Source organism: Pseudomonas sp. PDM09 (assembly GCF_014852305.1).
Lineage (GTDB): Bacteria > Pseudomonadota > Gammaproteobacteria > Pseudomonadales > Pseudomonadaceae > Aquipseudomonas.
On sequence record NZ_JACVBI010000010.1, the window covers coordinates 93,085 to 119,811 of the forward strand.

The window sequence follows — 26,727 nt, forward strand, 5'->3', positions numbered from 1 at the left end:
CAGAGCCGAACGCAGCCTCGCTGGGGCTCGACAGCTGCTACAAAGGCGCGTCAGATTCAGAGGCTGTAGTAGTAACCGCGACTGCGCAGGGCCACGATGCGTGGGCGACCGTCGGGGTGTGGGCCGATTTTTTTGCGCAGGTTGCTCACGTGCATGTCCAGGCTGCGGTCGTACAGGGTCAGTTTGCGACCGAGGGCGATTTGCGCCAGCTCCTGTTTATCCAGCGGTTCGCCGGGCTGCTTGAGCAGGGCTTCGAGCAGGCGGCTTTCGGAGACGGTGAGGGTGAACTCCTGTTCATCGATGCTGACCACGCCACGCACCGGGCTGAAGCACAAGTCACCCAATTCGAGCTGGCTGGAAACTGCCGTCGGATGACTGCGGCGCAACACTGCGCGCAGGCGGGCTGTCAGCTCTCGTGGGTCGCACGGTTTGGCCAGGTAATCATCGGCACCGAGTTCCAGGCCGAGAATGCGATCCAGCGGTTCACCACGGGCCGAAAGCATCAGCACTGGCAAATCCGGATGGTCGTTGCGCAGTTGCTTGAGCAGTTCCAGGCCACTGCCGTCCGGCAGCATCACGTCCAGCACCACGGCCGCCGGGGACGTTTCAGCCAACGCACGGCGCGCGCTCTGGCCATCGTGGCAGGCGCGGACCTGAAAGCCTTCCTGGCTCAGCCAACTACTCAGGAGCTCACACAGCTCCTGGTCATCATCAATTAATAACAGCTCGCTCATGACTCACTCAATTTAGCCATTGCCGACGTTTTCTGGTTGCACCACTGGCGAAGATACCGCAGAGAAGGGCCAATAGCGCTACTGCGCCCCCAATCACGAACCATTGCTGCTGATCTGTCAGCAGGCGTGGCAGCGGGCTGCTGGCCTGAGCCTCCTTGAGTTGCAGCTTGAGGCGCTGATTCTCCTGGCGCAACCGGCTCAACTGAGCGCTTTCGCGTTCGCTATCGGTATTTTGCAGTTGTTTGTTCAGTTCTTCTCGTTGCTGTTCGCTTACCTTCAAGCGCTGCTGCAACTCGGTGATCTGGCTGCCGGCGCTCAAGGACAGCGGCGTTGAACTACCGCCATTGGCGCTTTCTTCACCATGGGCGGGCGCCATGATCGACAACGTCACCAACATCAGACACAACGGACCTTTGCGCATCGCAACTCCTGATTCCAATACGAGTATTGGGCAGGTTGTCGGCCGGTAAACGAGAATAATGAGCGATTGAACGCGCGATGAACCGACAAGGTTCATCGCGCTGAAGGACTTTACGGCAGGACTTGCTTGAACGGCTTGACCAAAACGTTGGCGTAGACGCCTGCGGCAATGTACGGGTCGGCATCGGCCCAGGCCTGTGCGGCGCTCAGCGAATCGAATTCAGCGACGATCAGGCTGCCGGTGAAACCCGCCGCGCCCGGATCATTGCTGTCGACGGCCGGGTGCGGGCCGGCCAGTACGATACGACCTTCGCCTTTAAGCACTTGCAGGCGCTCAAGGTGCGCAGGCCGTGCGGCCAGGCGGGCTTGCAGGGAGTTGGCGACGTCTGTGGCAATGATTGCGTAAAGCATGTCAGTCCTCGGTTTTTGGCGTGGTGGTATCAGCGTCGTGCAGGTGGCGGGACAGGTAAATGCCCTGGGCGACCAGGAACAGCAACGTCATGCCCAGGCTGCCGAAGACTTTGAAGTCGACCCAGTAGCTCTGGAAGGTGAACGCAACAAACAGGTTGGCGGCACCGCAAAACAGGAAAAACCCGATCCAGGCGATGTTCAGACGGGTCCAGACCGGCTCCGGCAGGGTCAGTGCGTGGCCCATGATGCGTTTGATCAGCAGTTGGTCACCGATGAAGTGGCTGCCGATGAACCCGAGGGCGAACAGCCAGTTGACCACCGGGGCTTTCCATTTCAGGAAGGTCTCGCTGTGGAACGCCAGGGTCAGGCTACCGAAGACCAGGCAGGCGATGAGGGTCAGCCACTGGCTCTTCTCCAGCTTGCGCTGCTTGATGAACAGCGTGCCGTAGACCACCAGGGAGCTGATGATCAGCACGGCGGTGGCGCTGTAAATACCACCGACAGACAGTTGATAACCGCCGATATCGACGACCCGTGGATCGATTTTGAAGACGATGAAAAACAGCAGAAGCGGGATGAAGTCGATGAATTGTTTCACAGTGGCAGCCAGAAGCAGGATGTGGCGGCATAATAACAAACATATTGACGCGCGATAGCGTCAGCTGATTTGAGGTTACACAGTCCTGTGAATGTTGATTTGCACTGCCATAGCACGGCTTCCGACGGCGCCCTCGCGCCTGCGGTACTGGTTGCGCGTGCGTTCGAGAAAGGCGTGCGAGTCCTGGCCTTGACCGATCACGACACCCTTGAAGGCCTCGACGAGGCCCGTAGCGCCGCAACGGCGCTGGGGATGCAACTGGTCAATGGCGTCGAATTGTCCTGCACCTGGGGCGGGGCAACCATCCATGTGCTGGGCTACGGTTTCGACGTCAATGCGCCGCCGTTGGTCGAGGCCATCGCAACATTGCACGATGGCCGCTGGTTACGGTCCGAAGAAATAAGCCGCAAGTTGGCGTTGAAGGGCATGCCGGGGGCGCTCGACGGCGCTCGGGCCATTCAACAGGAGCTGGGCGACAGCGGCAACGCGCCGGCCCGTCCGCACTTCGCCGACTGGATGGTGCGTGAAGGTTTCGTCAAGGATCGCGCCGAAGCGTTCCGCAAATGGCTGGGCGCCGGCAAACTGGGCGACGTCAAACAACACTGGCCGACCCTGGAAGACACCGTTGCAACCCTGCGCGCCGCGGGCGCCTGGGTCAGCCTGGCGCATCCCTGGCACTACGATTTCACTCGCAGCAAGCGTCGTCGCCTGATTGCCGACTATATTCAAGCAGGGGGCCACGCGATAGAAGTGGTCAATGGCCATCAACCCGCCGAGCAGGTGGGCAGTTTGGCGATTCTAGCCCGCGAGTTTGGTCTGCTGGTCAGCGCCGGCAGTGATTTTCATGGCCCTGGAGGCTGGTCCGAGATCGGTGAATACCGCCCGGTTCCGGAGGATCTGCCACCACTGTGGTGTCGATTCAAACATGACCCAATTATTGCCGTCGTCTGAACAGGTAGAGAATGTGAGTCAATTTTTCCAGATTCATCCGGAAAACCCGCAAGCGCGCCTGATCAAACAGGCTGTCGAGATCATCCGCAACGGCGGGGTGGTGATTTATCCCACAGACTCTTCCTACGCCATTGGTTGCCAGATCGGCGACAAAAACGCCGTGGAGCGTGTGCGTCGGCTGCGTCAGCTGGATGATAAGCACAACTTCGCGCTGATTTGCAGCGACCTGTCGCAGTTGGGGCTGTTTGCCAAGATCGACACCGGCACCTTCCGTGTGCTCAAGGCTCACTTGCCTGGCCCTTACACCTTCATTCTCAACGCCACCCGCGAAGTCCCGCGGCTGTTGTTGCACCCGAAAAAACGCACCATCGGCCTGCGTGTGCCAAGCCATCCGATTGCCCTGGCATTGCTGGAAGAACTCGGCGAGCCGCTGATGAGCGTGACCCTGATCATGCCAGGCGACACCGACCCGTTGAGCGATCCTTACGAAATGCGCCAGTTGCTTGAGCATCAGGTCGACCTGATCATCGACGGCGGTTTCGGCGGGATCAAGGCGTCCACCGTGATCAGCCTCGCCGACGGCGAACCGGAAATCATCCGTGTCGGTTGCGGCGACCCTGCGCCTTTCATGGCCGAGGCCTAGATGTCTGCAGTAGAACCCGTCGACAGCCAGGCCGGCGCCCAGCAAGAACTGCCTTTCGCCATGGTCTATGGCCAGGCGGTCATGGAAATGCCGCTGGACCTGTACATCCCGCCGGATGCGCTCGAAGTCTTTCTTGAGGCCTTCGAAGGCCCGCTCGACTTGCTGCTGTACCTGATCCGCAAACAGAACATCAACATCCTCGACATCCCGGTGGCGGAAATCACCCGGCAGTACATGGGCTATGTCGAGTTGATGCAGTCGGTGCGCCTGGAGCTGGCCGCCGAGTACCTGGTGATGGCCGCGATGCTCGCCGAGATCAAATCGCGGATGCTGTTACCCCGTGCCGAGACGATCGAAGACGAAGAGGACGATCCTCGCGCCGAGCTGATTCGCCGCTTGCAGGAATACGAGCGCTTCAAGGCTGCAGCCGAAGGCATCGATGGCTTGAGTCGCGTCGGCCGCGACGTGGTGGTGCCCAAGCTCGACGCCCCTGAAGCCCGGGCGCGCAAGCTGTTGCCGGATGTGAGTCTGGGAGAGTTGCTGATGTCCATGGCCGAGGTCTTGCGCCGTGGCGACATGTTCGAAAGCCACCAGATCAGCCGTGAAGCGCTGTCCACCCGCGAGCGCATGAGCGATGTACTGGAACGGCTCAAGGGCGGCGGTTTTGTGCCTTTTGTCGAGCTGTTCACCGCTGAAGAAGGGCGCCTGGGGGTGGTGGTGACCTTTATGGCGATCCTCGAACTGGTCAAGGAATCCTTGGTCGAGCTGGTGCAGAATGAGCCGTTCGCGGCGATCCATGTCCGGGCCCGAGCCGAATAACGAGTTGAATCATGAACCTGACTGAACCCCGCGAGCTGGCGCCACTGCTTGAAGCCTTTCTGTTGGCCTCGGGAAAACCGCAATCGCTTGAACGCCTGTTCGAACTCTTCGAAGAAGGCGAGCGGCCCGAGCCCCCTGTGTTCAAGAAAGCGCTGACGATTCTGGCCAAATCCTGCGATGGCCGTGCTTTCGAGTTGAAGGAAGTCGCCTCCGGGTATCGCCTGCAGATCCGCGAAAAGTTCGCGCCGTGGGTCGGACGTTTGTGGGAAGAGCGGCCGCAACGCTATTCCCGCGCCATGCTCGAAACCATGGCCCTGATCGCGTATCGCCAGCCGATCACCCGGGGCGAGATCGAAGACGTGCGCGGCGTGGCCGTCAACAGCCACATCGTGAAAACCCTGCTGGAGCGTGAGTGGATCCGCATCGTCGGTTACCGCGACGTACCCGGCAAACCGGCGATGTTCGCCACCACCAAGGCGTTTCTCGATCACTTCAACCTGAAGAATCTCGACGACCTGCCGCCGCTGGCTGAACTGCGCGAACTTGAACCCGATCCTGTGCTCGATTTTGACGACGCGCCCGTGCCTGCCAGCCTGCAGGAATTGGCTGATGCCAGCGCCGAGCCGGAAGAACCCAAGGAAGAAACCAGTTTCCACACTCTGTTGCTGGAACTGGACACCATGGAAGAGGGGCTCAAGACCGACTTCGACGATTTGTTGCGCGATGGGGCGATGACCGAGACGGAAGGGGAGTCGGTTCAACCCGAGCCTGAAACCGAAGTTGGACCTCAGGTCGAGGCTGACGCCGAAGTCGAACCAGAGCAGGAAGACGACATTCTTGGTGTCGCCGAGGCTCGCGAAAAGCTCCTGGCCGCTGTCGCCGCGCTCGAACAGCCGAAACCCGAGCCCGAATTGACCGACGAAGAAGCCGAAGCCAAGGCCCTCGCCGAAGCGATCGAAAACGAACGCCGCCTACTCGAAGACTGACACGAACCCAATGTGGGAGCGGGCTTGCTCGCGAAGGGGGCGGCACATTCAATATCGATGCTGCCTGACACAACGCCTTCGCGAGCAAGCCCGCTCCCACATTGGATCTGTATCGAATTCAAACTCGGCGGCCACCAGTCGGCGGAAATCCGGGTAACTCTTCATTCATCAGCTAGTCTCTGATGCGCGAACGTCTCCATGAGCGTATGATTCGCGACCCTTTGGCGATCTCTTCGTCAAACGACCAGCTTTCACATCTTCAGGCACAAGCCTGAACAGACCACACCGGGAGGTGCCCAGATGAGTATCAACGACCAGAAAGACGACCAGGAAATCGGCCCAGCAGGCGAAAAGCTGCAGAAAGTCCTCGCCCGTATCGGCGTCGGCTCGCGCCGTGACGTAGAAGCCTGGATCAGCCACGGCCGCATCAAGGTCAATGGCAAAGACGCCACCCTCGGCCAGCGCGTCGACCTGCATGACGCCATCACCATCGATGGCCGGGTGATCAAGCGCGAAGAAGCCGCCGAGTCGGTACGCCGCGTGATCATGTACAACAAACCCGATGGTGAAATCTGCACCCGTAACGACCCTGAAGGTCGTCCGACCGTGTTCGACAAGATGCCGCGCCCCAAAGAAGGTCGCTGGATCAACATCGGTCGTCTGGACATCAACACCACCGGTTTGCTGATGTTCACCACCGACGGGGAATTGGCCAACCGCCTGATGCACCCCTCCTACGAAATGGACCGTGAATACGCGGTACGTGTACGTGGCGAAGTCGACGACGAGATGATTGAACGCCTGAAGGCAGGCGTGGTGCTCGAAGACGGCCCGGCCAAGTTCACCGACATCAAACAGGCTCCGGGTGGCGAAGGTTTCAACCACTGGTACCACTGCGTGGTGATGGAAGGTCGTAACCGCGAAGTCCGTCGTCTGTGGGAATCCCAGGGCCTGGTGGTCAGCCGCCTGAAGCGCGTGCGTTTCGGTCCGGTGTTCCTCAACTCCGACCTGCCGATGGGCCGCTGGCGCGAAATGAGCCAGTACGAAGTCGACATTCTCAGTGCTGAAGTCGGCCTGACCCCGGTGGCGATGCCGCAAATGAACGCCAAGAGCAAAGACAAGCTTGAGCGTATGCAGCGCAAATCGTCCCGTCCGGTGGGCAAGACCGAACGCGTGCGTACCCTGCGTCCAGCTGCGGGTTCGACCGCCGCCAGCCCGCGCGAATCCCGCGAGCCACAGATCGAAGGCGAACGCCCGGCCCGCAAGCCAGCACCACGTCAGGACGGCGAGCGCAGTCCACGCACGCCACGTCCGGCCAACGGTCGCACTGAGCGTGGCGAAGGCCGTGGCGCGCCGTCCGGTGGTCGCAGCGATCGCGGTGCGCCTGCCGGTCGTGGTACGCCCGTGGCAGACCGCCCGGCCGACACCAAGCGCCCGGCCAAGCCGGCGCCGAAGAAACGCCCAGGCATCGTCCTGGTCGACCGTGACGCGCCATCGGGCAAACGCCGCGGTGCACCAGCCGGTTCCGGCCAGCGCCCGGGCTTCGGTCGTCGCAAGCCTGAGTAATCGGTGAGCGCTGCATGAAAAACGCCATCCCTCGGGATGGCGTTTTTTTTTGGGCTGTCTTTAGTTTTGTGGTGTTTGTGAGGGCCTCTTCGCGGGCAAGCCTCGCTCCTACAAGGACACTGCTGTACCTGTAGGAGCGAGGCTTGCCCGCGAAGGCGTCGGTCCGAACACCCTTAATCTCGCTTAAAACACAAACCGCCGATCAAACAGTGGGTCATCATCCAGGGCCAACACGCCACTGGAGAAGATCAGATCCAAATGATGGCTACCCTTGGCACCTCCACCCAGACCCAGGTGCAAACCGCAATGGCGCTCCTCGAACCCGGCATTGCGCGCATACAAATCTTTCACGCCTTCGTTGGTGCCGATCCCCAGTTCCTCGATTCGCCGATTGGACGGATTGGCGTCCAGGTACTTGTTGAAGTCATGTTCCAGCCCCGGCACATCGGTGGCGATTTTGCTGATAGTAGAGTTCTCGATCCACAACTCCAGCGGTGACGCCAATACGCCGTACTTGCGGGCAAACGGAATCGTACTGAGGAAAGTCCCCATAAACTTCACCCGCCCATTAATGGCCTCGCTATGAGTAGCGATCTCGCCGGGCGCCAGGTCGAAGTTGCCGATACCGTTGATGTCGGTCCACTTCTTGATACTGCTCAAGGGTGTTTCGAACCACGACCCGTGATCATCTTTGAAGCTCAGGGTGGTGGCGTGGGACATGCGCTGGATCAAGTGGCTATTCAACCCGGCAATTCGCTGCGGGGTGACACTGAAGGTGTCGTAGAAGTAATCGCCGTAATCCTTGAACAGCAATGACTTCTTCCAGTTCTGCGCCATCACGTCTTGCAGTGCACGGACAAACTCCGGGCCGTCGGGACGCGGGTTGGGCAGGGTGGAAGAGTCGTAGAAAAAAATGTACAGATCGCTGTCGGTAATTGCCTGGGCCAGCAACTCGGTGGGTTCGAGGTCCAGACGCATCGCGCTGAAGCTGAACCGTGGGCTGTTACCGGCCTGTTCGGCGATGGCGCAGGTGTGCGCCTCGTAATCAGCGGTATGGCCGAGCAAGACTTTCGCCGGATTGATACCGGCAACGGCAGGGTGATGTTCGAGGTAGTAAAGGAAATGCGAGATGGCGCGTTGCTTATCCATGTAGTCCTCCCTGACAAACCGAGAAAGTGGCAGGCACGACCGGCCGGATCGTGCCTGCCGGGATGTCTTACAGAGGCCACATCGCCGTGCCGAACGGAACAACCGCGTCGGCTTGCATCATTTCGACGGCAGCTTCGTGGGTCGGTGCTTCAAACCAATCGTCCAGTTGCAGTTCAGTGTCCAGGTTTTTGTCCAGTGCTTGCATGGTGAATCTCCTAGATGACTTCTTTGGTAAGAACAGCTTCGGTAAGAACAGCGGCGTGCTTTTCACTCGTTGAAGAGCGCGTCAACGTGCCGGGCGATGCAGTTCGGCAAGTCGCTGAAAACCTAGTTCACAGGGTTTTGGAATGCAAAAAAATAATTAAACAATTTTCATTTGAACTATTTGTTCCATTTTTCGAAAGCCAATTTTCTTAATAAAAAACAGAAAACTAAGCCGAAAATTTCCTTAGGAAGCTTCCTATCGTCAATTTACAGTCAGTGGGCTTCTGGATCTGATTTGGAAAATTTACGTTACGCCTTGTCAATAAAACCTTACGAAAAGGGCTCTCAAACCCCGTGGAATGCCGCAAGGGAAAGGTCTGTAAGGAAAACCTGCCGTCAGCCGGCGAGTTTGTAGTCTGCAAGGGCTCTGGCGCGCTTGTTTCAGCAGCGTATGAAGGGTGAGATGCCCCCCATGCCTGTCGTGCAGGTGCATAACAAGAAGGAGGCGCAATGTACGCCGTGACTCATCTCCATCTCTCCCCCAAGGGCGATTTTTCCGCTGCCCTTATCGATGACCTGCAAAGGTCTGACTCAATTTTTGCAGTCGCCCGAGACTCTCGAGGCGGACACAGGCAATCCCGGCAACCGACGCGCTGATCCAGCGGTGTCTGGCAGCAGGGGGTTACAGGTGTACAATGCGCCGCGTTTTAACTGTGACCCTCTGCGCAACAGCGCAAACCTCAAGGCTATCCGCCTTGTTCACTCCGCCGCGTCACGAGCGTGTCGGGTTCGATTTCGTCACAGATAAAAACAAACAGGTGACGCATGACTGTCGTAAAAACGCTGAACTCCTGGTGCCTGCGCTGGGGTTTGATCGGCGCTGCTTGAAATCGCAACCGAGCAGCAACGTCTACTGAACATCATCAAACCTTGCGTGAGACCCTTTTCATGAGTGGACAAAACTCGCATTCAGGCGAGCTGAAACGCGGCCTGAAAAATCGCCATATTCAACTGATCGCCCTCGGTGGCGCGATCGGTACCGGGTTGTTCCTCGGCTCGGCCGGCGTGCTCAAATCCGCTGGCCCGTCGATGATCCTCGGCTACGCCATCTGCGGCTTCATCGCTTTCATGATCATGCGCCAACTAGGCGAAATGATCGTCGAAGAGCCGGTCGCCGGTTCGTTCAGCCACTTCGCGCACAAATACTGGGGCGGTTTTGCCGGCTTCCTGTCGGGCTGGAACTGCTGGATTCTGTACATCCTGGTGGGCATGTCCGAGCTGACCGCGGTCGGCAAATACATCCACTACTGGGCGCCGGATATCCCGACCTGGGTATCGGCAGCCGGGTTCTTTGTATTGATCAACCTGATCAACCTGGCCAACGTCAAAGTCTTCGGTGAGGCGGAGTTCTGGTTTGCGATCATCAAGGTCGTGGCCATCGTCGGCATGATTGCGCTCGGCAGTTACCTGCTGGTCAGCGGCAACGGCGGCCCACAAGCCTCCGTAACCAACCTGTGGGAACACGGCGGATTCTTCCCGAACGGCGTCAGCGGTCTGGTGATGGCCATGGCGATCATCATGTTCTCCTTCGGCGGCCTGGAAATGCTCGGTTTCACCGCAGCCGAAGCCGACAAACCGAAAACCGTGATCCCGAAAGCGATCAACCAGGTGATCTACCGGATCCTGATTTTTTACATCGGTGCATTGGTGGTTCTGTTGTCGCTGACGCCTTGGGACAGCCTGCTGACGACGCTGAACGCGTCCGGCGATGCCTACAGCGGTAGCCCGTTCGTGCAAGTGTTCTCGATGCTCGGCAGCAACACCGCCGCGCACATCCTCAACTTCGTGGTCCTGACCGCGGCGCTGTCGGTGTACAACAGCGGCACCTACTGCAACAGCCGCATGCTGCTGGGCATGGCCGAGCAGGGCGATGCACCAAAGGCCTTGTCGAAGATCGACAAGCGTGGCGTGCCGGTGCGTTCGATTCTGGCGTCGGCTGCCGTGACCCTGGTCGCCGTGCTGCTGAACTACCTGGTTCCGCAACATGCGCTGGAACTGTTGATGTCGTTGGTGGTGGCCACCCTGGTGATCAACTGGGCGATGATCAGCTTCTCGCACTTCAAGTTCCGTCAGCACATGGACAAGACCAAACAGACGCCGCTGTTCAAGGCCCTGTGGTACCCGTACGGCAACTATGTTTGCCTGGCGTTCGTGGTGTTCATCCTTGGCGTGATGCTGCTGATCCCGGGCATCCAGATCTCGGTGTATGCGATTCCAGTGTGGGTCGCGTTCATGTGGATCTGCTACGGCATCAAGAACAAGCGTAGTGCGCAAAATGCGTTGCAGGCTGCAGGTTCCGCAGCCAAGTAAGTGCAAAGCGCAGAAACAACAAACCCGGCCATGTGCCGGGTTTTTTGTGGGCGATGCAAAAAACTTTGGACTTGCACGGACCCCTTGTGGGAGCGGGCTTGCTCGCGAAAGCGGAGTATCAGTCGACATCAATATTGCCTGACACACCGCTTTCGCGAGCAAGCCCGCTCCCACATTTGGTCCTGCGTACGGCGAACATTCCATACATGTCCGCGAAAGGGTCGGCCCGGTCAATCCATCATTCGCGGTATCCTGAACGCCCTGATACCGGAATTTTTTCAATGCTGGTGATTTCCAACAACGTGCATCTGCCGGATGCCGAGATCGAGTTGACGGCCATTCGTGCGCAAGGCGCCGGTGGGCAGAACGTCAACAAGGTCTCGAGCGCCGTGCACCTGCGCTTCGACATTCCGGCCTCGTCCTTGCCCGAGTTCTACAAGGAGCGGCTGCTGGCGCTGCGCGACAGTCGCATCACCAGCGACGGCGTGTTGATCATCAAGGCCCAGCAATACCGCACGCAGGAAGCCAATCGCGCCGATGCGCTGGAGCGGTTGACCGAGTTGATCCTCAGCGCCACCAAGGTCGAGAAGAAGCGCCGTCCGACCAAACCGACACTCGGTTCGAAAAAGCGTCGGCTCGAATCCAAGACCAAGCGCGGCAGCATCAAGGCTGGGCGCGGAAAGGTCGTCTTTTAACGCGCTTCTCTTTCTTCACGATACTTTGGTGTCTGCCGGTACAAGTAGACGCTCAGCATCAATCCACTCAAAGCGGCCAACGCGGCAAACAGGAAGATCGAGGCAAACCCGAATCCAGCCGCAATCGCACCCGCCAGCGGTCCGGTGATCCCCAGCGACAAATCGATGAACAACGAATACGCCCCGACTGCCGCGCCACGGCTGGAGGCGGGCACCAGGTTGACCGCTTCCACGCCCAAGGCCGGGAACACCAGTGAAAAACCGAAACCACTCAGCGCCGCCCCGGCCAGTGCCCAATGGGCATCGGGTGCCAACCACAGCAGCAACAGTCCGAGGGTTTCCACCGACAAGCAGGCAATCGCCACGCGAAAGCCGCCGAGGCGATTGATCAGGTTACCGAACAACAATCGCGCACCGATAAAACTGGCGCCGAACAGGCTCAGGCACAGCACCGCGTTGGACCAGTGCTGAGTGGCGTAATACAGGGTGATGAATGTAGCGATGGTGCCAAAGCCGATGGAACCCAAGGCCAGACCGCAACCGTGAGGAAACACCCGCCCCAGCACATGCATGAACGGCAGACGTTCGCCGACAACGATTGGTGCAGCGGTTTTTGGCCAGGCCAGCGCCAGACCCAGAACGGCCAACAGCACGATGCTCACGCCCATGCTCCATAAACCCAGTTGACTCACCAGTAACACCCCCAGCGGCGCGCCGACCGCCAGCGCGCCGTAACTGGCGATGCCGTTCCAGGAGATGACCTTGGCGGTGTTCGCTGCGCCGACCCGGCCGATGCCCCAGCCGATCGACCCGGAACCCACCAGGCTTTCTGCGCTGCCGAGCACCAGTCGGCCGATCAACAGGCTGATCAGGCTTAACGTCGGCAGGCTTTGCGTCCAGGCCGAAATCAACATGAACACACCGCTCAAACCACAGCCGGCGAGGCCGTACATCACCGCCAGTTTGCTGCCCTTGTTGTCGATGATGCGTCCGGCGTAAGGGCGGCTGAGCAGGGTGGCCAGGTATTGCACGCTGATCACCAGCCCGGCGATCACGGCGCCGAAACCGAGGTCGCTGTGGACGTAGCCCGGCAATACAGCCAGGGGAATGCCGATATTCAGGTAACCGATGAACGTGAACAGGACGATGGAAACGACTTGCAGCGTGACCGCCATGGGGCGCTGGGTTTCTGACATGGGTAAAGGTCCACGGGGCAGCAGGATAGATAGGCTGCTTATGATAGCGGCGTGGACGGTCGCGGGGCGTGAAAAAGTAAAACTATTTGCCAGGCGGGGTGAGTCAGGTTTTGGCGGGGGCAACCAGTTGCGTCGTGACCAGAGCGGCCAGGGCGTTTTCTTCGCTGCCGAAGCGGGCCAGCAACGCGGCTTGTTTCTCGGGGGAAAGGCGGTTCCAGATCTTGATCATCTTCTCGGCGGTGCCGATCAGGACGCTGGCCTGGGCTTCAGTGAAATCATCGCTCATGGTGCGGGCTCGCGGTTCAGGCGGTGTGGAAAGCGCATGTTAGCGCTTTCCACACGGTCTGGCATTGCAGGTGTATCAGTCTTCGCTGTCGGCCTGGCGGCGTTCAGGTGCTTCTTTCATCTCGGGCTGTTGGGCGCCGGCTTGTTGCGTGGTTGTCTGCTCAGTTTCGTGCAGGCTTGGGAAGGGGAGATTAGGGATCTCGTGCATGTCGCGCTCCTCGCTAAGTCTGTTGATAGATCTGGTAGATCCGCGCTTTTAAAAAAGCCTGCGCAGGATACAGCAGGAGAAATGACAAATAGACTTTTATATCCATTTGTTGCGACGGATGGGATTGTCTAGACAGGTCAGCAAGAGAGGGCGACCCCATTCAAATGTGGGAGCGGGCTTGCTCGCGAAAGCGGAGTGTCATTCAACATCATCGTTGCCTGGCACACCGCTTTCGCGAGCAAGCCCGCTCCCACAGGGGATGTGTAGTGTCTGATATTTATTTGCAGACGTCGGCGATAGCTTCGGCCAGCAGATCCAGGCGAGTTGCATCAATCCCCGCCACATTAGCCCGGCCCGAGCTCACCATGTACACACTGTGATGCTCGCGCAGTTGCTTAACCTGCTCCGGCGACAAACCGGTGTAGGAAAACATCCCGCGTTGCACGCCGATGTGCGCAAATCGCTCACGCAAGCCATGGGGTTCAAGTGCTTCGACCAGACCGCTGCGCAACTGGGCGATACGCAAACGCATGGCTTCCACTTCGTCGGCCCAGCGGCTTTTCAGCTCTGGATCACCGAGGATGGTCGCGACCACGGCGGCGCCATGATCCGGCGGCGTCGACCACAGGTTGCGGGCGATGTTGGCCAGTTGGCTGCGGATATCCACCAGCTTGTCGGCGGTTTTCGCGCAGACAATCAATGCGCCGGTGCGGTCGCGGTACAGGCCGAAGTTTTTCGAACAGGAACTGGTGATCAGCACTTCCGGCAACTCGGCGGCGAACAGCCGCGTCGACCAGGCATCCTGCTCCAGGCCGTCACCGAAACCCTGATAAGCGAAGTCGATCAGAGGTAGCAAATCGCGACTGCGCACCACGTCCAGCACCCGACGCCAATCGTCATGGGACAAATCGAAACCGGTCGGGTTGTGGCAGCAGGCATGCAGCAGCACCACATCGCCCTTGGGTGCTTGATTGAGCACCGCCAGCATTGCTTCCACATCGAGACGGTTATCGCTGCCCACGTATGGGTAATGACTGACCTTGACCCCGGCCGCCGCGAAAATGGTTTCGTGGATCGGCCAGGTCGGGTTGCTCAACCACACGCCACGGCCCGGCAGGCATTGGGCGATGAAGTCGGCGCTCAAACGCAACGCGCCAGTACCGCCCGGCGTCTGAGTGACGCCGGCCCGTTGTTCGGCGATCAACGCCGAATCCGCACCAAGCACCAACTCGTTGATGACTTTGCCGAACGCTACATTGCCGTGGCCGCCGATGTAGGTTTTGGTGGATTGACGATCCACCAGGTGTTGCTCGGCGAGCTTCACTGCTTCGGGGATTGGCGTTTGGCCCTGGGCGTCTTTGTAGACACCCACGCCAAGGTCGAATTTGCGCGGATTAGGGTCCAGCGCATAGGCCTCCATCAGGCCGAGAATCGGGTCGCCGGGCACTCGGCCGATGGCGTCGAAATGCATTATTTGCGGCCCTCGGCGTTCTTCGCCACTTCGTCAGTGCGCGCGGCCATGATGAAGTCGTTGCGGTGCAGGCCTTTGATGGAGTGGCTCCACCAGGTGACGGTGACTTTGCCCCACTCGGTCAGCAGGCCCGGGTGGTGACCTTCGGCCTCGGAGATTTCACCGACGGCGTTAGTGAACGCCAGCGCGTGTTTGAAGTTCTTGAACAGGAATACTTTTTCCAGCTGCATCACGCTGTCGCGGACTTCGATGTTCCAGTCAGGGATCTGCTTGATCAGGATCGGCAATTCTTCGTCGCTGACCTGAGGGGCGTCGGCGCGGCAGGCTTCGCAATGGGCTTGGTTTAATGTGGACATGATGTGTTCCTGAAATCGAGTGTTTTGAAAAACGGTCGTCAGTGGGACCACGCTAAAGCAAAGCGGCGATCCGTAACAGACTCACTTGATGCCAAAAGACGCGGGTCACGCGGCTTTTGGCGGAAATTTCGGCGCGCGCAACCCCAGCTGCATACCTTGCTTGACCATGCCCATGATGTCTTCGTGGGCCAGATCGAACAGGCGCTTGAGGTTCGGCAGGACAAAGTACAGCGGTTGCAGAATGTCGATGCGGTACGGCGTGCGCATGCATTCAAGCGGGTCGAAGGCCTGATGCTCAGGCTCGTTCGACAAGCAGTAAACGGTTTCTTTCGGCGAGGACAGAATGCCGCCGCCATAGATGCGCAGGCCTTGTGGCGTGTCGACCAGGCCGAACTCGATGGTCATCCAGTACAGGCGCGCCAGATACACGCGTTCTTCCTTGGAAGCCTGTAGGCCAAGTTTGCCGTAGGTGTGGGTGAATTCGGCGAACCAGGGATTGGTCAGCAGCGGACAGTGGCCAAAGATCTCGTGGAAAATGTCCGGTTCTTGCAGGTAATCCAGCTCTTCGCGGGTACGAATAAACGTCGCCACCGGGAACTGCTTGTTCGCCAGCAATTCGAAAAAGGTCTGGAAGGGAATCAGTGCGGGGACTCGGGCAACCTGCCAACCGGTGGTTTCACCGAGGACCTTGTTGATTTCACCGAGTTGCGGAATGCGGTCGTGGGGCAGACCGAGTTTTTCGATACCGTCCAGGTATTCCTGGCACGCACGGCCCTCGACCACTTTCAGTTGGCGAGTGATCAGCGTGTTCCACACCGCGTGTTCTTCGGCGGGGTAGTCGATAAAACCTTGCGCATCGGGCTCACGAGCCACGTATTGCGTCTGCTTCATGCTGCTCTCCTGCTAGGGGATACGTTCTTGTTGTGTGTACAGCTATAGACCTAGAAATACCCCAAGGCGTGCGGTGTTGCAGCAGGTGATCCGCGGTGAGAGTTGGAAAAACCCCGGCTTTTCGTAAAGTATTTGTTACGGATTGGTGGCTATGGCGCAAGTATTGATATTTGCGGGTTTGAAATGGCGCACGGGTGTCACATAATCTTGACGACTATTTGAGTGCCTCGGCAGAAAAATACGTCGGTCTGCCAAGTACCCTGTGGGAGCGGGCTTGCTCGCGAAGGCGGTCGGTCTGATACATCAATGCTGGATGGTCCGACGCTTTCGCGAGCAAGCCCGCTCCCACAGGTTGTGCGCTCGGCATCAACCTCACTCACCGTTTTGTGGGCCTTTATATGCGTATCAAAGTTCACTGCCAGAACCGCATCGGTATCCTGCGCGACATTCTCAACCTGCTGGTCGAGTACGGGATCAACGTCGCTCGCGGCGAAGTGGGCGGTGAGCACGGCAATGCGATCTACCTGCACTGCCCGAACCTGATCAACATTCAGTTTCAGGCGTTGCGTCCGAAGTTTGAGGCGATTGGCGGGGTATTTGGCGTCAAACGCGTAGGGCTGATGCCCAGTGAGCGTCGGCACATGGAACTCAATGCCTTGCTCGGCGCCCTGGAGTTTCCGGTGCTGTCGATCGACATGGGCGGCTCCATCGTCGCGGCCAACCGTGCAGCGGCGCAGTTGCTCGGGGTGCGGGTGGACGAGGTGCCGGGGATACCGCTGTCGCGGTACGCCGAGGATTTCGATTTGCCGGAACTGGTGCGCGCCAACAAGTCACGGATCAACGGCTTGCGGGTCAAGGTCAAGGGCGATGTGTTTCTCGCCGACATCGCGCCGCTGCAATCGGAGCATGACGAAAGCGAGGCCATGGCCGGTGCGGTGTTGACGTTGCACCGGGCGGATCGGGTGGGCGAGCGCATTTATAACGTGCGCAAGCAGGAATTGCGTGGCTTCGACAGCATTTTCCAGAGCTCGAAAGTGATGGCGGCGGTGGTGCGCGAGGCACGACGCATGGCGCCACTGGATGCGCCGCTATTGATAGAAGGCGAAACCGGCACCGGCAAAGAGTTGTTGGCGCGGGCCTGTCACCTGGCGAGCCCACGTGGGCAGTCACCATTGATGGCGCTCAACTGCGCCGGTCTGCCGGAGTCCATGGCCGAGACCGAATTGTTCGGCTACGGCCCCGGCGCCTTCGAAGGGGCGCGGGCCGAAGGCAAGCTTGGGCTGTTGGAGTTGACGGCGGGCGGTACGTTGTTCCTCGACGGCGTCGGCGAAATGAGCCCGCGCTTGCAGGTGAAATTACTACGCTTCTTGCAGGACGGTTGCTTCCGTCGTGTCGGCAGCGATGAAGAGGTTTATCTGGATGTGCGGGTGATCTGCGCAACGCAAGTGGACTTGTCCGAGCTGTGCGCTCGCGGTGAGTTTCGCCAGGATTTGTACCACCGTTTGAACGTGCTCTCGCTGCACATCCCGCCGCTACGCGAATGCCTCGACGGACTGGCGCCGCTGGTGGAGCACTTCCTCGATCAGGCCAGTCGGCAGATCGGTTGTCCGTTGCCGAAACTGGCGCCAGCGGCCATGGAACGGCTCAGTCATTATCATTGGCCGGGTAACGTGCGGCAGTTGGAAAACGTACTGTTCCAGGCCGTTTCCCTGTGCGACGGCGGCACCGTCAAAGCCGAGCATATTCGCCTGCCGGACTACGGCGTGCGTCAGCCGCTTGGCGATTTTTCGCTTGAGGGTGGCTTGGACGAGATTGTCGGGCGCTTTGAGAAAGCGGTGCTGGAGCGTTTGTATTCCGAGCATCCGAGCAGTCGGCAACTGGGCAAGCGGTTGGGGGTGTCGCATACCACCATTGCCAATAAGTTGCGTGAGTATGAGGTCGGCAAGACTGAGTCTTAGCCGATAGCTATTTTTGCCTGTGATGGACCCTTCGCGAGCAAGCCCGCTCCCACATTTGATCGAGTCGAACACAAATTAAATGTGGGAGCGGGCTTGCTCGCGAAGGCGGTAGTCCAGTCAACCTCAAGGTCAACCGTTGCCACCTACCGGCATAACACCGCCGGTTTTTCGTCTTCGATACATTCCCCCAATCCCCTCTGAATCCCTCAAGTCCTTTGTTTGCCGGGCCCTGCGCCGCCAGAAAAAAGTTGGTCTGCAAATTGCTTATGGCTCAGCAGTACAGCGGTGGGCGGCAAACGTCCGGCATGCAGAGGAAAGAGTGTGGACAAGTACCTTTATGTGGCAATGACCGGCGCCAGCCAGAATGCACTGGCGCAGAAGGCTCATGCCAACAACCTGGCGAACATCTCTACCAACGGTTTTCAGAAGGACCTGGAACAGGCTCGTTCGATGCCGGTGTTTGGTGACAGCTTTCCGGCGCGTGCGTTTGCCATGAGCGAACGTCCGGCCACCGACTTCTCCCCTGGTTCGCTGGTAGAGACCGGTCGCGACCTCGATGTCGCGGTGCAGGGCAACGGCTGGATCGCCGTGCAGAACCCCGATGGCGGTGAAAGCTACGTGCGCACCGGCAGCTTGAACGTTGACGCCCTGGGCGTGCTGCGTGCCGGCAACGGTATGCCGGTGGTAGGCAATGGCGGGCCGATTGCCGTGCCGCCTGAGCAGCAAATCGAAGTCGGCGAAGACGGCACCATCAGCATCCGTGCGATGGGTGAAGGCCCTCGCGTGATGGCCGAAGTCGACCGTATCAAACTGGTCAACCCGGACTTCAAGAACATGACCAAAGGCCTGGACGGTTCGATCCACACCAAGGACGGCAAGCCGGCGCAGGCCGACGCCAACGTCAAACTGGTGTCCGGGTTCCTTGAGTCGAGCAACGTCAATGCCGTGGAAGAAATGACTTCGGTGCTGGCGCTGGCCAAGCAGTTCGAGCTGCACATCAAGATGATGAACACCGCCAAAGACGATGACCAGGCCATGGCTCGGGTCTTGCAGATCAGCTAATTATCAGAACGTCGCGCCGTAAAACAGGCGCACGAGGAGAATCGAATGCTTCCGGCTCTATGGGTTGCCAAAACAGGTCTGTCCGCCCAGGACACCAACCTCACCACCATTTCCAACAACCTGGCGAACGTATCGACCACGGGTTTCAAACGTGACCGCGCCGAGTTCCAGGACTTGCTGTATCAGATCAAACGCCAGCCAGGCGCCCAGTCGACCCAGGACAGCGAATTGCCGTCGGGTCTGCAAGTGGGTACCGGTGTGCGCATCGTCGGCACCCAGAAAAACTTCACCGCCGGCAGCCTGCAAACCACCGAGCAACCGTTGGACATGGCCATCGACGGTCGCGGCTTCTTCCAGATCCTGCAGCCGGACGGCACCACGTCCTACACCCGTGACGGTACGTTCCACCTGGATTCCAACGGCCAGATCGTCAACGCCAGCGGTTTCGCCCTGGAGCCGGCCATTGTCATTCCGAACGACGCCCAGACCTTCACCGTCGGCCGAGACGGCACCGTGTCCATCACCGTTGCCGGCAACCCGGCCTCCCAGGTGATCGGCAACCTGCAAACCGCCGACTTCATCAACCCGGCCGGTCTGCAAGCGGTGGGTAACAACCTGTTCCTGGAAACTGCTGCCAGTGGCGCGCCGCAAGTCGGCACCCCGGGCCTCGCCGGTTTCGGCACCACGCTGCAGAACACCCTGGAGACGTCCAACGTCAGCACCGTTGAAGAGATGGTCAACATGATCACCACTCAGCGCGCCTACGAGATGAACTCCAAGGTGATCTCCACCGCCGACCAGATGCTCTCGTTCGTAACGCAGAATCTGTAATCAAGTCTATGAGGCGGCCATGAGGTCGCCTGCAATACCGTGAGGTAGGGTCATGAATCGCTTTGTATCTGTTCTGGCACTGAGTGGGGTCGTCGTGCTCGCGGGCTGCGTTGCCCCGCCGCCCAAGCCCAATGACCCTTACTACGCCCCGGTGTTGCCGCGCACGCCGCTGCCGGCTGCCGCCAATAATGGCTCGATCTACCAGGCCGGTTTCGAACAGAACCTGTACAGCGATCGCAAGGCGTTCCGGGTCGGTGACATCATCACCATCACCCTGAACGAGCGCACCCAGGCGAGCAAGAACGCCAACTCGCAGATCGACAAGAACAGCAAGACCGACATCGGTCTGAGCTCGTTTTTCGGGGGCGGCCTGAGCACCAGTGATCCAGTGGGCAGCGGTAGCCTGAGCCTGGACGTCGGTTATGAAGGTGACCGCGCCACCAAGGGCGACAGCAAGTCCGGCCAGAGCAACAGCCTGACCGGTTCGATCACCGTGACCGTCGCCGACGTGTTGCCCAACGGCATCATCGCCGTGCGCGGCGAGAAGTGGCTGACCCTGAACACCGGTGATGAGCTGGTGCGGATTGCCGGCCTCGTTCGCGCCGATGACATCGCCACCGACAACACCGTGTCGTCGACCCGCGTCGCCGATGCACGCATCACCTATTCGGGCACCGGTGCGTTTGCCGATGCGAGTCAGCCAGGCTGGTTCGACCGTTTCTTCCTCAGCCCGCTGTTCCCTTTCTAGGTGGCTTCTCTGGTGAGCATGTTGAACTTCAAACACCTGATGGTGGCTGCGCTCCTGATGTCCGCAGCCTTCGACGCCCAAGCCGAGCGGCTGAAGGACATCGCCAGTATTTCCGGTGTGCGTTCCAACCAATTGATCGGCTACGGCCTGGTGGTCGGGCTTAACGGCACCGGCGATCAGACGACCCAGACCCCGTTCACCCTGCAGACCTTCAACAACATGCTTTCGCAGTTCGGCATCAAGGTGCCGGCAGGTTCGGGCAACGTGCAATTGAAGAACGTCGCGGCGGTGTCGATCAGTGCTGATCTGCCGGCGTTCGCCAAGCCGGGTCAACAGATAGATATCACCGTTGCGTCCATCGGTAACTCCAAGAGCCTGCGTGGCGGTACGTTGTTGCTGACGCCGCTCAAAGGTATCGACGGCAACGTCTACGCCGTCGCTCAGGGCAACCTGGTGGTGGGCGGTTTCGATGCCGAAGGACGTGACGGTTCGAAGATCACCGTCAACGTTCCGTCGGCCGGTCGCATCCCTGGCGGTGCGTCGGTCGAGCGTGCCGTGCCAAGCGGTTTCAATCAGGGCAACAGCCTGACCCTGAACCTCAACCGTTCGGACTTCACGACCGCCAAGCGCATCGTCGACAAGATCAACAACATGCTTGGCCCTGGCGTCGCTCAGGCCATCGACGGTGGTTCGATCCGCGTGACTGCGCCACTCGATCCGAGCCAGCGGGTCGACTATTTGTCGATCCTCGAAAACCTCGAAGTCGACCCGGGTCAGGCGGTGGCGAAAGTCATCATCAACTCGCGCACCGGCACCATCGTGATCGGCCAGAACGTCAAGGTTTCCCCGGCCGCCGTGACCCACGGCAGCCTGACCGTAACCATCACCGAAGATCCGATTGTCAGCCAGCCCGGCCCTCTGTCCAACGGGCAGACGGCGGTTGTGCCGCGCTCGCGAGTCAACGCTCAGCAAGAAGCCAAGCCGATGTTCAAATTCGGCCCGGGCACCACCCTCGACGAAATCGTCCGTGCGGTGAACCAGGTCGGCGCGGCACCGGGTGACTTGATGGCGATCCTCGAAGCGCTGAAGCAGGCCGGCGCGTTGCAAGCCGATCTGATTGTGATCTGAGGACGGCGACCATGGATATGCGCAAAAGCGGTCTGGTCAGCAGCAGCGATTCGGGTTCCTACTCGGACCTGAACCGCCTGAATCAGCTCAAGGTCGGCGACAAGAACAGCGATGCGAACATGCGCAAAGTGGCGCAGGAATTCGAATCGCTGTTTCTGGGTGAAATGCTCAAGTCCATGCGTTCGGCCACCGAAGCGCTGGGCCAGGACAACCCGCTCAACACGCCGGCAGCCAAGCAATACCAGGAAATGTACGACCAGCAGTTGGCCGTTTCCCTGTCCCGCGAAGGCGGCGGTATTGGCCTGGCGGATGTGCTGATGCGTCAGATGTCGAAGAACAAACCGATGGCGCCGGGTGAGGCTGCGGCAGCGTCTGCCGCCAAGCAAGCTGCCGCGAAAGCCGCCGTGGAAACACCGATTGCCGCCGGTACGGGCGCCACCAACGGGCCGCTGTCGCGTCTCAATGGTGAGCGTCCGTTGTGGGCTTCGCGCTCGGTGAAGACGCCGACAAGCGCGGGCGAGGGCGCTCATCGCAACGACATGGCGCTGATCAATCAGCGGCGTCTGGCGCTGCCGCCGAAACTGGCTGATCGTTTGCTCGCCGGGCTGGTGCCGTCGGCATCGACCGCTGCAACAACGGCCACAACGGCGCAGAACACTATCCAGATGCCGCAGAGCACCAGGACCGGTTCCGGCCCTCTGTACAACGGCGATTGGCTGGCTGCGCAAACGGATACAGCGGCCAGCGGGCGCCTGCAGATTTATGGTCGTGCCATGGCTCAAATACCCTTGGCGCCGGCGAAGAAAGCCTTCAGTTCCGCCGACGAATTCGTCAACACCATGCTGCCGATGGCCAAAGAAGCTGCCGACCGTATCGGTGTCGATCCACGTTACCTGGTGGCTCAGGCTGCCCTGGAAACCGGTTGGGGCAAATCGGTCATGCGTGCCCAGGATGGCAGCAGCAGCCACAACCTGTTCGGCATCAAGGCCAGCAGTAACTGGAAGGGCGATTCGGCGCGGGCGATCACCAGCGAATTCAGAAATGGCGAGATGGTCAAGGAGACGGCCGAGTTCCGTTCCTACGCCTCTTACAAAGACAGCTTCCATGACCTTGTGACGCTGCTGCAAAGCAATAATCGCTATCAAGATGTGCTGAAGTCGGCCGATAACCCAGAACAGTTTGTACGCGAGTTGCAAAAAGCCGGGTATGCAACCGACCCGGATTACGCAAGCAAGATTTCGCAGATAGCCAAGCAGATGACGAGTTACCAAAACTACGCTGCGGCGGGCGCTTCCACTACGCCTTTATAGGCATAAGGCATAAGGTCTGAACCATGAGTTTGCTCAATATCGGGATGTCGGGTCTGGCCGCTGGCCAATCCGCGCTGATGACTACCGGCAATAACATTGCCAACGCCGACACCGCCGGGTACTCACGCCAGCAAACCGTGCAGGGCACCAAGGCTTCGAATCAGTTCGGCAATGTCTACATCGGCACCGGTACGACCCTGGCCGATGTGCGTCGGGTGTACAACAGCTACCTGGATGCGCAACTGCAGACCACCACTTCGCTTAACAGCGACTCGGCTGCCTACGCCGGGCAGATCAGCCCGCTCGATAAGTTGCTCTCGGACAGCGGCACCGGCCTCAATGGTGCCTTGACCAAGTTCTTCGCCTCGGTACAGAACGTCAACGCCAAGCCGGGCGACGATGCTTCCCGCCAACTGCTGCTTAGCGATGCGCAAGCCCTGAGCAACCGGTTCAACTCGATCTCCAGCCAGTTGACGCAGCAGAACGCCAACGTCAACGGCAACCTGGCGGACATGGCCGATCAGATCAACAAGCTGGCCGCCACCGTGGCCCAGCTGAACCAGAAGATTTCCGAAGTTTCCAAAGCCGGCGGCCAGCCCAACGACTTGCTCGATGCGCGCAACGAGACCGTACGTCAATTGTCCACTTTCACCGGTGCGCAGGTGATGGAGCGTGACGGTAACCTCGACATTTACCTGGGCAGCGGTCAGCCGCTGGTCATGGGCAGCACCGCCAGCAAACTGGAAGTGGTGCCGAGCAAAGACGACCCTTCGCGCTCGGCCATTCAGCTCAATCGTGGTTCGAGCACCATCGACATCACTTCGGTGATGACCGGTGGCGAAATGGGCGGCTTGCTGCGCTATCGCAGCACCGTGCTGGACCCGGCCATGAACGAGCTGGGGCGTGTGGCACTGGTCGTCGCCGATCAGATGAACTCCATCCAGGCCCAGGGCATCGACAAGAACGGTGACTTCGGTTCGAACCTGTTCAACAGCATCAACAGTGCCGCGCAAATGGCTCAGCGCAGCGTCGCCACGGTCGGCAACAGCGCCGGCTCAGGCAACTTCGAGGTGAGCATCGAGGACAGCGGCAAGCTGACCATCAACGATTACAAGGTCACCTTCACCAGCGCTACGAACTACACCGTGCAGCGCCTGCCTGAAGGCACCGCCATGGGCGCATTCAGCACGCTGACCACGCCGCCGCCAGTGATCGATGGTTTCTCGATGAAGCTCACCGGTGGCACCGCAGCCGCCGGCGACACCTTCAAGATCACCCCGACCCGCAACGCGGCGACCACCATCAAGACCGAGATGACCGACTCCAAGCGCCTGGCCATCGCGGCACCCTTGGGCGCCGCCATCGCGCCGGGCGGCAGCGGCACATTGACGATTCCGGCCAGCGGTCAACCAACCCTGACCACGAAGTTCGATATCTACGACACGGCGACCACCACCACGATCCAGAACGGTCTGAAGACGTCGACTCCGGTCAAGATTGTGTTCGGCGCGGCGGGTGGTACGACCCAGACTTATCAAATGCTTGATGCCAAAGGTAACCCGCTCAGCAGCGGCACCATTGTGCCGGGCCAGAACAATACGCTGAGCCTGACCATTCCACTGGTCGACGCCAGCGGCGCCGCGATCAATGACCCGGGACCGCCAGTTGTGCAGCGCACTGTGTCGTTTGACATGACCGTGGCCGGTTCGCCAGGTCAAGGCTCTGCGATCAACGTCTCGCTCAGCCAACCGGGTACGCTGGACAACCGCAACGGTACCGCGCTGGCCGGCTTGCAGACCAGGCAGACCGTGGATACCGGTTCGGCGAGCAAAGGCATTTCCCTGACCGACGCCTACGGCAAACTGGTTGAGGGCGTAGGCGCCAAAGCCGCCCAAGGCAAGCTCGACAGCGCTGCCACCGAAGCGATCCTGGCCAACGCCAAGGGCGCTCGCGATTCCTTGTCCGGGGTCGACCTCGATGAGGAAACCGGCAACCTGGTCAAGTATCAGCAGTACTACACCGCGTCTTCGCAGATCATCAAGGCTGCGCAGGAAATCTTCAGCACACTGATCAACAGTCTTTAAGGAGTCGTAGCCCATGCGCATTTCTACCGCCCAGTTTTACGAGTCCTCTGCCGCCAACTATCAGAAGAACTTCGCCAACGTGGTCAAGAGCAGCGAAGAGGCCAGCAGCCTGGTTCGTGTGAATACCGCGGCGGATGATCCGGTCGGCGCTTCGCGTTTGCTGCAACTGGGTCAGCAGGCTTCGATGCTTGATCAGTACGAAGCCAATACCACCACCATCAAGGCAACCCTGGGCACCACGGAAGCAGTGATGACCAGCATCAATAACGTGCTGCAACGCGCCAAGGAATTGGCCGTGGGCGCAGGCAACGCCGGTTATACCGATGCCGACCGCCAGGCTAACGCATCGGAGCTGGGGCAGATCGAAGAGCAGCTGCTCAGCCTGATGAACAGCAAAGACGAGAACGGTAAATACATCTTCGCCGGTTCCAAGGGCGATACCGTGCCGTTCACACGTAACAACGATGGCACCTACAGCTACAACGGTGACCAGGTAACGCTTGACCTGGCGATCGGCGACACCATGTCGATGGCCACCAACAGCACCGGTTGGGATGCATTCCAGCAAGCGATCAACACCAGCCGTAGCGAGGTCACCCGGACCGCGCCGGTCGTGGATGACGGCCGCGTGACCCTGTCCAACGGCCAAGTGTCGTCGAACGTCACCTACAACGCCAAATTCCGCAGCGGCGAGCCGTATACCGTGGACTTCGTCAGCGGCACCCAGCTGAAAATCACTGACTCGGGCGGCAATGACGTGACTGCCGAAGCCAGTCAGGGCGGCGCGTTCGATCCTGCCAGCAAGACCGGCCAGGCCGTCACTTTCCGTGGCGTCGAGCTGACCCTGAACATCAACCTGAGCGCCGGCGACACGGCGGCGACCGTGCTGCCTGGCCACACGTTTACCCTGGCGGCCAAGCCGGACACCTTCAGCGCAACCGGCAGCCCGGGCAACCCTTCGGCGGCGCAGGTCACCACCAGCAGCATCACCAACCCGGCGGATTACCACGCCAGTTTCCCTACCGGTTCGGCGATCCTCAAGTTCACCAGCGCCACCGCCTTCGACCTGTATGCGGCGCCTTTGACGGCCAGCAGTAAGCCTGTGTCTAGCGGAACCATGGCCGGCAGCGTCGCCACTGCATCGGGTGTGAGTTTCACGTTGAGCGGTACGCCGGCTGCCAACGATCAGTTCAGCATCGCGGTCAACACTCACGAAACCCAGAACATCCTGGACACCGTGAGCCAGTTGAAAACCGCGCTGAATACGCCAACCAACGGTGATCCGATCGCTACTCAGAAGCTGCAAGCGTCATTGGCTTCCGGTATTGCCAACCTGGCCAGCGGCACCGATCAGCTGTCCAGTGCCTTGAGCTCGGTCGGTGGTCGCGGTGCTGCCCTGGATACCCAGAGCGATACCAACCAGAGCTTGAAGCTGGCCAATGCCCAGACCCAATCATCGATCCGCGATTCCGATCCGGCGCAAGTGATGACCCGTCTGACCCTGCAACAAACCATGTTGCAAGCCTCGCAACTGGCCTTCAGCAAGATTGCTCAGTTGGGCCTGTTCAACAAGGTCTGAGCCTGCGCCTGCCGAGCAGCCAACCGTCTTTTTTTAAGCGGTTCCGGGGCCTCTGCCTGAAAGGGTAGAGGCCC

Annotated in this window: 27 protein-coding genes; 15 read left to right on the top strand and 12 right to left on the bottom strand. The window is 59.7% G+C overall.

Annotated elements, in window-relative coordinates; translation table 11 throughout:
• Window positions 1–56: 56 nt before the first annotated feature.
• From IB250_RS22825 to IB250_RS22840, 4 genes are all read right to left on the bottom strand, one after another.
• Window positions 57–734 carry a response regulator transcription factor gene (locus IB250_RS22825; protein WP_007895023.1) on the bottom strand — a complete coding sequence of 226 codons (678 nt, stop codon included), beginning with the start codon at window positions 732–734 and terminating at the stop codon, window positions 57–59.
• A 7-nt stretch (window positions 735–741) separates the two neighbouring features.
• Complete coding sequence (locus tag IB250_RS22830; RefSeq protein ID WP_192345678.1) at window positions 742–1,155, bottom strand: translation initiation factor 2; 414 nt, start codon at window positions 1,153–1,155, stop codon at window positions 742–744.
• Between the two features lie 110 nt (window positions 1,156–1,265).
• Window positions 1,266–1,565, bottom strand: coding sequence for a YciI family protein (locus tag IB250_RS22835; protein WP_008074905.1), 300 nt, complete (start codon window positions 1,563–1,565; stop codon window positions 1,266–1,268).
• A 1-nt stretch (window position 1,566) separates the two neighbouring features.
• On the bottom strand, window positions 1,567–2,163 hold the full coding sequence (locus IB250_RS22840; RefSeq protein ID WP_123495966.1) for a septation protein A: 597 nt from the start codon (window positions 2,161–2,163) through the stop codon (window positions 1,567–1,569).
• Between the two features lie 87 nt (window positions 2,164–2,250).
• Between IB250_RS22840 and IB250_RS22845 the strand changes: the two genes are divergently transcribed.
• The 5 genes from IB250_RS22845 (at window position 2,251) to rluB (ending at window position 7,128) form a co-directional block, all read left to right on the top strand.
• Window positions 2,251–3,114 carry a PHP domain-containing protein gene (locus IB250_RS22845; RefSeq protein WP_192345679.1) on the top strand — a complete coding sequence of 288 codons (864 nt, stop codon included), beginning with the start codon at window positions 2,251–2,253 and terminating at the stop codon, window positions 3,112–3,114.
• 13 nt (window positions 3,115–3,127) lie between these two features.
• Window positions 3,128–3,757: an L-threonylcarbamoyladenylate synthase gene (locus IB250_RS22850; protein ID WP_192345680.1), complete on the top strand. Its 630-nt coding sequence runs from the start codon at window positions 3,128–3,130 to the stop codon at window positions 3,755–3,757.
• Between the two features lie 60 nt (window positions 3,758–3,817).
• Window positions 3,818–4,576 carry a segregation and condensation protein A gene (locus IB250_RS22855; RefSeq protein WP_192345791.1) on the top strand — a complete coding sequence of 253 codons (759 nt, stop codon included), beginning with the start codon at window positions 3,818–3,820 and terminating at the stop codon, window positions 4,574–4,576.
• A gap of 11 nt (window positions 4,577–4,587) precedes the next feature.
• Window positions 4,588–5,562 carry an SMC-Scp complex subunit ScpB gene (scpB, locus tag IB250_RS22860; RefSeq protein ID WP_192345681.1) on the top strand — a complete coding sequence of 325 codons (975 nt, stop codon included), beginning with the start codon at window positions 4,588–4,590 and terminating at the stop codon, window positions 5,560–5,562.
• 300 nt (window positions 5,563–5,862) lie between these two features.
• The gene (gene rluB, locus IB250_RS22865) at window positions 5,863–7,128 is read left to right on the top strand and encodes a 23S rRNA pseudouridine(2605) synthase RluB (protein WP_192345682.1); all 1,266 of its coding nucleotides are present in this window, start codon (window positions 5,863–5,865) and stop codon (window positions 7,126–7,128) included.
• 183 nt (window positions 7,129–7,311) lie between these two features.
• Here the strand turns inward: rluB and IB250_RS22870 are convergent, their stop codons facing one another.
• Together IB250_RS22870 and IB250_RS22875 are read right to left on the bottom strand one after the other, a co-directional pair.
• Window positions 7,312–8,277: a leucyl aminopeptidase gene (locus IB250_RS22870; protein WP_192345683.1), complete on the bottom strand. Its 966-nt coding sequence runs from the start codon at window positions 8,275–8,277 to the stop codon at window positions 7,312–7,314.
• Between the two features lie 67 nt (window positions 8,278–8,344).
• Window positions 8,345–8,482 carry a hypothetical protein gene (locus IB250_RS22875; protein WP_192345684.1) on the bottom strand — a complete coding sequence of 46 codons (138 nt, stop codon included), beginning with the start codon at window positions 8,480–8,482 and terminating at the stop codon, window positions 8,345–8,347.
• A gap of 947 nt (window positions 8,483–9,429) precedes the next feature.
• Between IB250_RS22875 and IB250_RS22880 the strand changes: the two genes are divergently transcribed.
• Together IB250_RS22880 and arfB are read left to right on the top strand one after the other, a co-directional pair.
• Window positions 9,430–10,851: an amino acid permease gene (locus IB250_RS22880; protein ID WP_192345685.1), complete on the top strand. Its 1,422-nt coding sequence runs from the start codon at window positions 9,430–9,432 to the stop codon at window positions 10,849–10,851.
• A 281-nt stretch (window positions 10,852–11,132) separates the two neighbouring features.
• A complete protein-coding gene (arfB, locus tag IB250_RS22885) occupies window positions 11,133–11,546 on the top strand; it encodes an alternative ribosome rescue aminoacyl-tRNA hydrolase ArfB (protein WP_192345686.1) in 414 nt (137 codons plus the stop codon).
• On the opposite strand, the gene IB250_RS22890 is transcribed toward arfB, so the two are convergent.
• The 6 genes from IB250_RS22890 to phhA all read right to left on the bottom strand — a co-directional run bounded on the left by IB250_RS22890 (window position 11,543) and on the right by phhA (window position 15,953).
• Window positions 11,543–12,742, bottom strand: coding sequence for an MFS transporter (locus tag IB250_RS22890; protein WP_192345687.1), 1,200 nt, complete (start codon window positions 12,740–12,742; stop codon window positions 11,543–11,545). The two genes, arfB and IB250_RS22890, sit on opposite strands and share 4 nt — an antisense overlap.
• Window positions 12,743–12,845: 103 nt before the next feature.
• Entirely contained in the window at window positions 12,846–13,028 is a 183-nt protein-coding gene (locus IB250_RS22895) for a hypothetical protein (RefSeq protein WP_192345688.1), read from the bottom strand.
• Window positions 13,029–13,103: 75 nt separating this feature from the next.
• On the bottom strand, window positions 13,104–13,235 hold the full coding sequence (locus tag IB250_RS28835; protein ID WP_256348506.1) for a hypothetical protein: 132 nt from the start codon (window positions 13,233–13,235) through the stop codon (window positions 13,104–13,106).
• A gap of 277 nt (window positions 13,236–13,512) precedes the next feature.
• The gene (locus IB250_RS22900) at window positions 13,513–14,706 is read right to left on the bottom strand and encodes an amino acid aminotransferase (protein WP_225603749.1); all 1,194 of its coding nucleotides are present in this window, start codon (window positions 14,704–14,706) and stop codon (window positions 13,513–13,515) included.
• On the bottom strand, window positions 14,706–15,062 hold the full coding sequence (locus IB250_RS22905) for a 4a-hydroxytetrahydrobiopterin dehydratase (protein ID WP_010457024.1): 357 nt from the start codon (window positions 15,060–15,062) through the stop codon (window positions 14,706–14,708). Before IB250_RS22905 ends, IB250_RS22900 begins: the two co-directional genes overlap by 1 nt.
• A gap of 105 nt (window positions 15,063–15,167) precedes the next feature.
• Window positions 15,168–15,953: a phenylalanine 4-monooxygenase gene (phhA, locus tag IB250_RS22910; protein ID WP_008074887.1), complete on the bottom strand. Its 786-nt coding sequence runs from the start codon at window positions 15,951–15,953 to the stop codon at window positions 15,168–15,170.
• A 398-nt stretch (window positions 15,954–16,351) separates the two neighbouring features.
• Between phhA and IB250_RS22915 the strand changes: the two genes are divergently transcribed.
• From IB250_RS22915 to IB250_RS22950, 8 genes are all read left to right on the top strand, one after another.
• Window positions 16,352–17,911, top strand: coding sequence for a sigma-54-dependent phenylalanine hydroxylase transcriptional regulator PhhR (locus IB250_RS22915; protein WP_008074886.1), 1,560 nt, complete (start codon window positions 16,352–16,354; stop codon window positions 17,909–17,911).
• 321 nt (window positions 17,912–18,232) lie between these two features.
• On the top strand, window positions 18,233–18,973 hold the full coding sequence (locus IB250_RS22920) for a flagellar basal body rod protein FlgF (protein WP_008074885.1): 741 nt from the start codon (window positions 18,233–18,235) through the stop codon (window positions 18,971–18,973).
• 45 nt (window positions 18,974–19,018) lie between these two features.
• A complete protein-coding gene (gene flgG, locus IB250_RS22925) occupies window positions 19,019–19,804 on the top strand; it encodes a flagellar basal-body rod protein FlgG (protein ID WP_008011001.1) in 786 nt (261 codons plus the stop codon).
• Between the two features lie 52 nt (window positions 19,805–19,856).
• Entirely contained in the window at window positions 19,857–20,552 is a 696-nt protein-coding gene (gene flgH / locus IB250_RS22930) for a flagellar basal body L-ring protein FlgH (RefSeq protein WP_052966739.1), read from the top strand.
• A gap of 18 nt (window positions 20,553–20,570) precedes the next feature.
• Window positions 20,571–21,680 (top strand): flagellar basal body P-ring protein FlgI, encoded by a 1,110-nt coding sequence (locus IB250_RS22935; RefSeq protein WP_008072568.1) that lies wholly within the window; start codon window positions 20,571–20,573, stop codon window positions 21,678–21,680.
• 11 nt (window positions 21,681–21,691) lie between these two features.
• Complete coding sequence (gene flgJ, locus IB250_RS22940; protein ID WP_192345689.1) at window positions 21,692–22,990, top strand: flagellar assembly peptidoglycan hydrolase FlgJ; 1,299 nt, start codon at window positions 21,692–21,694, stop codon at window positions 22,988–22,990.
• Window positions 22,991–23,013: 23 nt separating this feature from the next.
• On the top strand, window positions 23,014–25,074 hold the full coding sequence (flgK, locus tag IB250_RS22945) for a flagellar hook-associated protein FlgK (RefSeq protein ID WP_192345690.1): 2,061 nt from the start codon (window positions 23,014–23,016) through the stop codon (window positions 25,072–25,074).
• Between the two features lie 13 nt (window positions 25,075–25,087).
• Window positions 25,088–26,653, top strand: coding sequence for a flagellar hook-associated protein 3 (locus IB250_RS22950; protein WP_192345691.1), 1,566 nt, complete (start codon window positions 25,088–25,090; stop codon window positions 26,651–26,653).
• Window positions 26,654–26,727: the final 74 nt, after the last annotated feature.

Coding starts and splice junctions, on each gene's coding strand:
- IB250_RS22890 (WP_192345687.1), bottom strand. CDS start 12,742: ATGTCAGAAACCCAGCGCCCCATGGCGGTCACGCTGCAAGTCGTTTCC.
- IB250_RS22895 (WP_192345688.1), bottom strand. CDS start 13,028: ATGAGCGATGATTTCACTGAAGCCCAGGCCAGCGTCCTGATCGGCACC.
- IB250_RS28835 (WP_256348506.1), bottom strand. CDS start 13,235: ATGCACGAGATCCCTAATCTCCCCTTCCCAAGCCTGCACGAAACTGAG.
- IB250_RS22905 (WP_010457024.1), bottom strand. CDS start 15,062: ATGTCCACATTAAACCAAGCCCATTGCGAAGCCTGCCGCGCCGACGCC.
- arfB (WP_192345686.1), top strand. CDS start 11,133: ATGCTGGTGATTTCCAACAACGTGCATCTGCCGGATGCCGAGATCGAG.
- flgG (WP_008011001.1), top strand. CDS start 19,019: ATGCTTCCGGCTCTATGGGTTGCCAAAACAGGTCTGTCCGCCCAGGAC.
- IB250_RS22875 (WP_192345684.1), bottom strand. CDS start 8,482: ATGCAAGCACTGGACAAAAACCTGGACACTGAACTGCAACTGGACGAT.
- IB250_RS22915 (WP_008074886.1), top strand. CDS start 16,352: ATGCGTATCAAAGTTCACTGCCAGAACCGCATCGGTATCCTGCGCGAC.
- IB250_RS22825 (WP_007895023.1), bottom strand. CDS start 734: ATGAGCGAGCTGTTATTAATTGATGATGACCAGGAGCTGTGTGAGCTC.
- IB250_RS22830 (WP_192345678.1), bottom strand. CDS start 1,155: ATGCGCAAAGGTCCGTTGTGTCTGATGTTGGTGACGTTGTCGATCATG.
- IB250_RS22950 (WP_192345691.1), top strand. CDS start 25,088: ATGCGCATTTCTACCGCCCAGTTTTACGAGTCCTCTGCCGCCAACTAT.
- IB250_RS22935 (WP_008072568.1), top strand. CDS start 20,571: ATGTTGAACTTCAAACACCTGATGGTGGCTGCGCTCCTGATGTCCGCA.
- flgJ (WP_192345689.1), top strand. CDS start 21,692: ATGGATATGCGCAAAAGCGGTCTGGTCAGCAGCAGCGATTCGGGTTCC.
- flgH (WP_052966739.1), top strand. CDS start 19,857: ATGAATCGCTTTGTATCTGTTCTGGCACTGAGTGGGGTCGTCGTGCTC.
- IB250_RS22870 (WP_192345683.1), bottom strand. CDS start 8,277: ATGGATAAGCAACGCGCCATCTCGCATTTCCTTTACTACCTCGAACAT.
- phhA (WP_008074887.1), bottom strand. CDS start 15,953: ATGAAGCAGACGCAATACGTGGCTCGTGAGCCCGATGCGCAAGGTTTT.
- scpB (WP_192345681.1), top strand. CDS start 4,588: ATGAACCTGACTGAACCCCGCGAGCTGGCGCCACTGCTTGAAGCCTTT.
- IB250_RS22855 (WP_192345791.1), top strand. CDS start 3,818: ATGGTCTATGGCCAGGCGGTCATGGAAATGCCGCTGGACCTGTACATC.
- IB250_RS22900 (WP_225603749.1), bottom strand. CDS start 14,706: ATGCATTTCGACGCCATCGGCCGAGTGCCCGGCGACCCGATTCTCGGC.
- IB250_RS22880 (WP_192345685.1), top strand. CDS start 9,430: ATGAGTGGACAAAACTCGCATTCAGGCGAGCTGAAACGCGGCCTGAAA.
- rluB (WP_192345682.1), top strand. CDS start 5,863: ATGAGTATCAACGACCAGAAAGACGACCAGGAAATCGGCCCAGCAGGC.
- IB250_RS22835 (WP_008074905.1), bottom strand. CDS start 1,565: ATGCTTTACGCAATCATTGCCACAGACGTCGCCAACTCCCTGCAAGCC.
- flgK (WP_192345690.1), top strand. CDS start 23,014: ATGAGTTTGCTCAATATCGGGATGTCGGGTCTGGCCGCTGGCCAATCC.